The sequence below is a fragment of the Streptomyces africanus genome (assembly GCF_002150735.1).
Lineage (GTDB): Bacteria > Actinomycetota > Actinomycetes > Streptomycetales > Streptomycetaceae > Streptomyces > Streptomyces africanus.
Genome location: NZ_MUKA01000256.1, coordinates 181 through 5,183, shown reverse-complemented (window position 1 = coordinate 5,183; position 5,003 = coordinate 181). Strand labels below are relative to the sequence as shown.

5 protein-coding genes and 1 pseudogene are annotated in these 5,003 nt (G+C 72.7%); 4 read left to right on the top strand and 2 right to left on the bottom strand.

Features of this window, described 5'->3' with window-relative positions; genetic code table 11:
- The first annotated feature begins 597 nt into the window (after positions 1-597).
- From CCL05_RS29230 to CCL05_RS29220, 3 genes are all read left to right on the top strand, one after another.
- On the top strand, positions 598-1,158 hold the full coding sequence (locus tag CCL05_RS29230; protein ID WP_086563627.1) for a DUF6230 family protein: 561 nt from the start codon (positions 598-600) through the stop codon (positions 1,156-1,158).
- Positions 1,158-1,616 carry a DUF6114 domain-containing protein gene (locus CCL05_RS29225; protein ID WP_086563625.1) on the top strand — a complete coding sequence of 153 codons (459 nt, stop codon included), beginning with the start codon at positions 1,158-1,160 and terminating at the stop codon, positions 1,614-1,616. The genes CCL05_RS29230 and CCL05_RS29225 overlap by 1 nt, the downstream gene beginning before the upstream one ends.
- A 128-nt stretch (positions 1,617-1,744) precedes the next feature.
- A complete protein-coding gene (locus tag CCL05_RS29220) occupies positions 1,745-3,001 on the top strand; it encodes a cytochrome P450 family protein (RefSeq protein WP_086563623.1) in 1,257 nt (418 codons plus the stop codon).
- 101 nt (positions 3,002-3,102) lie between these two features.
- On the opposite strand, the gene CCL05_RS29215 is transcribed toward CCL05_RS29220, so the two are convergent.
- Together CCL05_RS29215 and CCL05_RS46480 are read right to left on the bottom strand one after the other, a co-directional pair.
- Positions 3,103-3,459 carry a P-type ATPase actuator domain-containing protein gene (locus CCL05_RS29215; RefSeq protein ID WP_244204453.1) on the bottom strand — a complete coding sequence of 119 codons (357 nt, stop codon included), beginning with the start codon at positions 3,457-3,459 and terminating at the stop codon, positions 3,103-3,105.
- 128 nt (positions 3,460-3,587) lie between these two features.
- Positions 3,588-3,758 (bottom strand): annotated as a pseudogene (locus CCL05_RS46480) (transcriptional regulator); the annotation flags it as partial.
- 381 nt (positions 3,759-4,139) lie between these two features.
- Here CCL05_RS46480 and CCL05_RS29205 point away from each other — a divergent pair.
- Positions 4,140-5,003, top strand: an 864-nt coding sequence (locus tag CCL05_RS29205; RefSeq protein WP_086563628.1) for a substrate-binding domain-containing protein, incomplete at its 3' end; no start/stop codon positions are given.

The following is a 5,003-nucleotide window of genomic DNA, read 5'->3' as shown; positions in this document are numbered from 1 at the left end:
ACGTGACGGACCGGCAACGGCAGACCGGTGACCGGCCGGAGGCACGCACGGGAACGGGCCGTCGGCCGGGCCGGGCGGGGGGTGGCTGGTGGCACGGCGCACCGGGGAAAGGGCCCGTGCCGGTGCCGCGGAGGGTCGGACCCGTGCAGTGGAAAGCCCGTGCGGAGGACGCACCGGGCGGCGAGCTGCCCGTACGGGACGAGCGGTTCCGGGACACGCGGTTCCGGGACACGCGGACAGCGCCGCGCGGCGGATCCGGCGCCACGGATCCGGTGGGACGAGGAGAGTTGTAGACCTGCCCGTCAGCCAACGTCAAGGCTTTGCAAGGGAGTTGTGCGTTCGGTGAGACTTCCTGAAGGGCGGTGACTCACATGCGGCGCACATTCGACACTCTTCGTTCACACTTCCCTTGACCCTTCATGTAACCCCCGGTAACTTCCGAGTCGGCTACTGCGGCGTAACGAGAAAGCCCTTGCAACCGCCGGGAGTTGCGGGGAGACGTGCGTACGCAGTCGGTGTCCGCGNNGCACCGCCGCCGCGGACACCGGTGACGTTCCCGCGCGCCGCGGCCGAGTCCGGGCCCGCCGGGCCGCCGTGATGGCCGTGCCGGCCGCCGCGGTCGCCGCCGGCCTCGCGATCCTCACGGCCGAGGGGGCGCTGGGCGTGCAGTTCGCCATCTCCGGTATGCCCTTCACGGTCACCGCCACCGAGCTGAACGGCACCGGCTTCGCACAGTTCGGCGGTCTGGACGAGATGGCCGAGGGCAGCCCCAACGCGGGCGAGACCGGCGGCCAGGTCCTGGTCGTCACCTCCGTGATCAAGGACGCGACGCTCACCAAGCTGTGCCAGAGCGTGGACCTGGGCGGCACGAACCTGATCATCAGGGCGGGCGAGGGTGCGGCGAAGGTCCGGGCCAGCGACCTGACCACCGACTCCACGGAGCTCACGGGCGACGCGGCCTTCAAGAACATCGAGATCGGCAACGACGCCAGCACGCTGAACAAGGCCGGGCCGCAGGGCCGTGGGCCCAAGGGCGTGTTCAGCCAGCAGTCCGACACCGTCCACATCGCCAAGCTGCGGCAGACCAACTACGCCACGACGGCAGGTGTGTTCAAGCTGCCCGGGCTGAAACTGGGCTTCAGCGGGTCGGGTTGCTGATGCCCGGCGGTCCGCGCGGGACGTTCCGGCCCGCCTTCCGCCGGTGGCGGGCGGGCCGTCCCTTCTGGGGCGGGCTGCTGCTCGCCCTGGGCGGGGCGGAGGTGCTGCTCACCCTGAAGGCGTCGCTGGACGTCATCCTGCACGTCGGCATGCAGGGCCTGGCCGGCTATCTGCTCCCGGCCGTGATGCTGCTGTGCGGCGTGCTGATCCTCTTCAATCCCTCCCAGCGCCTGTTCTACTCGGTGATCGGGGTGCTGGTCTCCCTGGGGACCTGGCTGACCTCGAACCTGGGCGGCTTCTTCGTGGGCCTGCTCCTGGGCGTGGTAGGCAGCTGCCTCACCTTCGGCTGGCTGCCGGACCAGGAGCCGCGTGTCAGCCGGCGGCAGCGCAGGAAGGCGGCCCGGGCCGCGCAGGCGGTGGCCCGGCCCCTGGAGCGGGAGGCCGGCCGGACCGCCTGAAACAGGCCAGTGATTCTCCACCCTCTGGCGCGGCCCGGCCGCGGCCACTTGGCTGGACGTGGCACGTACCCGCCCACGAGGGCGTCCGCGTGCCCCGCGAACCGCCGTCAGCCCAGGGAGAGAGTCCGATGGAGTTCACACACCCGATAGTGATCGACCCGACCGGCCGCGACATCCACGGCGAGGCCGCCCGGATCCGCGAGCGCGGACCCGTCACGCCCGTCGAACTCCCCCACGGTGTCCCGGCCTGGGCGGTCAGCAGCGCCCCGCTCCTGAAACGGCTGCTCACCGACCCGCGGGTGTCGAAGGACGCACGCCGGCACTGGTACCGCTGGCTCGACGGCGAGGTCTCACCGGACTGGCCGCTGTACACCTGGGTCGCGGTGCGGAACATGTTCACGGCCTACGGCACCGAGCACAAACGGCTGCGCATCCTGGTCTCCAAGGCGTTCACCGCCCGCCGCACCGCAGAGCTGCGGCCCCGGATCGAGGAGATCACCGCGGCGCTGCTCGACCGGGTCGCCAAGGCCGGGGCGGGCGGCGGGGCGGACGACCACGCGGTCGATCTGCGGGAGGAGTTCTGCTATCCGCTGCCCATCCAGGTCATCGGCGAACTGCTGGGCTTACCCGAGGAGTTGGGGCCCGAGCTGCGCGCCGTGGTGGACAGCATCTTCCACACCTCGGCCGACGCGGCCGAAGTCGCCGACACCTATGCCCGGTTCTACGCCGTCCTCGGTGAGCTCGTCGCCGCGAAGCGGGCGGCGCCCGGCGACGACCTGACCAGCGCGCTGATCACGGCCCGCGAGGAGGAGAGCGGCACGCGGCTCAGCGAGCAGGAGCTGCTCGACACGCTGATGCTGATGATCAGCGCCGGCCACGAGACGACGGTCAACCTGCTCGACAACGCCGTCCACGCGCTGCTCACCCACCCCGACCAGCTCGCGCACGTCCGCGGGGGTCGCGCCTCCTGGGACGACGTGATCGAGGAGACCCTGCGGGCCGAGGCACCGGTGGCCAGCCTGCCGCTGCGGTACGCGGTCGAGGACCTGCCCCTCGGCGAGCTGGGCGGCCCGGAGGGCAGTGTGATCCGCAAGGGCGAGGCGATCCTCGCCGCGTACGCCGCCGCCGGACGCGACCCGCAGGAGCACGGCCCGGACGCCGGTGCCTTCGACGTCACCCGCGCCGTGAAGGATCACCTGGCCTTCGGATACGGCGTCCACCACTGCCTGGGCGCCCCGCTCGGCCGGCTGGAGGCGCGCGTGGCCCTGCCGGCCCTGTTCGAGCGGTTCCCCGGCCTCGCCCTCGCCGTACCGGCGGACGAGCTGCGGCCGGTGGACTCGTTCATCTCCCACGGCCATCGGTCGCTGCCGGTTCTGACGGGCTGACGGGCGGCGCGGCGGGCCCGGCCGGATCTCCGGCGGCCGGGTCGAACCGGGTGCCGTCGCCGGTCGCGACGACGACGGCGGTACCGCTGCCCGTGGCGACGCTACTGCCCTGGGTCCGCGCCGGATCCGGCCGCTCCCTGCACCGCCCTCTTGGCCACCGGCGCCGACTCCCCGGTGAGCGCGGCCTGGTGCACCGTGAGTCCGCGGGCGCGCAGCAGCCGTACGTCCACCGGGACGAGGCCGCCGGGGACGAGTTCCGTGACCGGCACCTCGCGGGGCCGGGGCGGCTCCCCGTCGGTGTCGCGCCGCAGCACCGTGGCCGTGCCGGCGACGAGTTCGCGCAGGGCGGCCAGGGAGCGGTCGGCCCGGTGCTCCCCGCTCGCGCGCAGCACGCAACTGAGCACGACCAGGGCGAGGATGACCACGGCGGTGCCCCAGGAGGCGACGGCGGCGGACACCAGGTGCGCCGCTCCGGCAGGGTGTTCTCGCCATGGGTGAGCAGCCTGGCGACGGCCTCGGTCCCGGTCAGTCCCCGGGGCCCGACTCCAGCCGCCGCAGCACCTCCAGGGTGGTGCCGTCGGCGGTCTCAGAGGCCATGGAGACGGCGGCGCGGCGGCGCGGCGCGGTCGGTGAGCCGGCCCACCAGGAGCCGCACGACGTCGACGACATCGGGGTCGTCGACGTAGTACACCTGACGGCGGCCCTCGCGGCGGGAGCCGACGAGTCCGGCCAGCTTCAGCTTGGTGAGGTGCTGTCGAGCACGTCGGCGGGCGGGTCCTCGAAGCCACTGCCGGCTGCCGCCACCGTCGCCGTCCCCTCCGTCGCCTTCGTCGTCCTGCGAGCCGCACCAGTCTAGGCGGCCCCGGCAGCCGCTCCGGGGGCCTTTGCCAGCGGGACGCCGGGACCCGAACCGCACGGACGGTATGAAAATCATGGCGATGACCTCCACTGTTCGATCAGTCGGACAGATCATCACGATGCGGCAGCACTAACTCACGGCATGTGGCTGCTCACTTGACGCCCAGTGGTCACACACGGTTGGCTCCGGGCCAGCGAGAGTCATCCGGACCGTGCTCAGGTGCGGTCCGCCCGGCTCTCATCCTGCTCTTGCTCGGCCGCACAGCGAGGTCCGCCCCTCATGAACACTCCTCCCCCGCCGCACACCTCCGCGAGACTCACCCATGTCGCGGCCCTGGTGTCCGCTGCCGTGTGTCTGCTGGTGGCCGGCTGCTCCGTCCTCGGCGCGAGTGACGACGGCTCGGACGCGGACCCGGTGGGCGGGCCGGGCGGCGGGATGAAGGTCGCCCTGGTCACGCACGGCGGCAAGGGCGACGCCTTCTGGGACCTGGTGCGCCGGGGCGCCGAGACGGCGGCGGCCAAGGACGGCATCGACCTGACGTACGCCAGCGACGCCGACGGGGCCGCGCAGGCCGCGCTGGTGCGGAGCGCGGTCCGCGACAAGGTCGACGGCATCGCGGTGACGCTCGCCAAGCCGGCGGCGATGCGCGGCCCGATCGCCCAGGCCAAGGCGGCCGGCATCCCCGTCGTCGGGCTCAACTCCGGTATCGACGCCTGGCGGCCGGCGGGCCTGCTGGAGTACTTCGGCCAGGACGAGTCCGTCGCCGGCCGGGCCGTCGGCGACAAGCTGGACGAGGTCAAGGCCAAGCACGCCCTGTGCGTCGTGCACGAGCGGGGCAACGTCGCACTGGAGGCCCGCTGCGCCGGAGTGCGCAAGACGTTCGACGGCGAGACCGACAACGTGTACGTGGACGGCACCGACATGAACGCGGTGACCGCCACGATCGCGTCCCGGCTGCGGCAGGACTCCAGCATCGACGAGGTCGTCACCCTGGGCGCCCAGTACGGGCTCAGCGCGGTCGACGCCGTCGAGCAGGCCGGCAGCAGAGCCAAGGTCGCCACCTTCGACCTCAACAAGGACCTGGTCAAGGCGGTCCGGGGCGGCGAGGTGCAGTTCGCCGTGGACCAGCAGCCCTACCTCCAG

Bases quoted from the DNA above. Each gene is read 5' to 3' on its own strand.
- CCL05_RS29230 (WP_086563627.1), top strand. From the start codon at position 598: ATGGCCGTGCCGGCCGCCGCGGTCGCCGCCGGCCTCGCGATCCTCACG.
- CCL05_RS29225 (WP_086563625.1), top strand. From the start codon at position 1,158: ATGCCCGGCGGTCCGCGCGGGACGTTCCGGCCCGCCTTCCGCCGGTGG.
- CCL05_RS29220 (WP_086563623.1), top strand. From the start codon at position 1,745: ATGGAGTTCACACACCCGATAGTGATCGACCCGACCGGCCGCGACATC.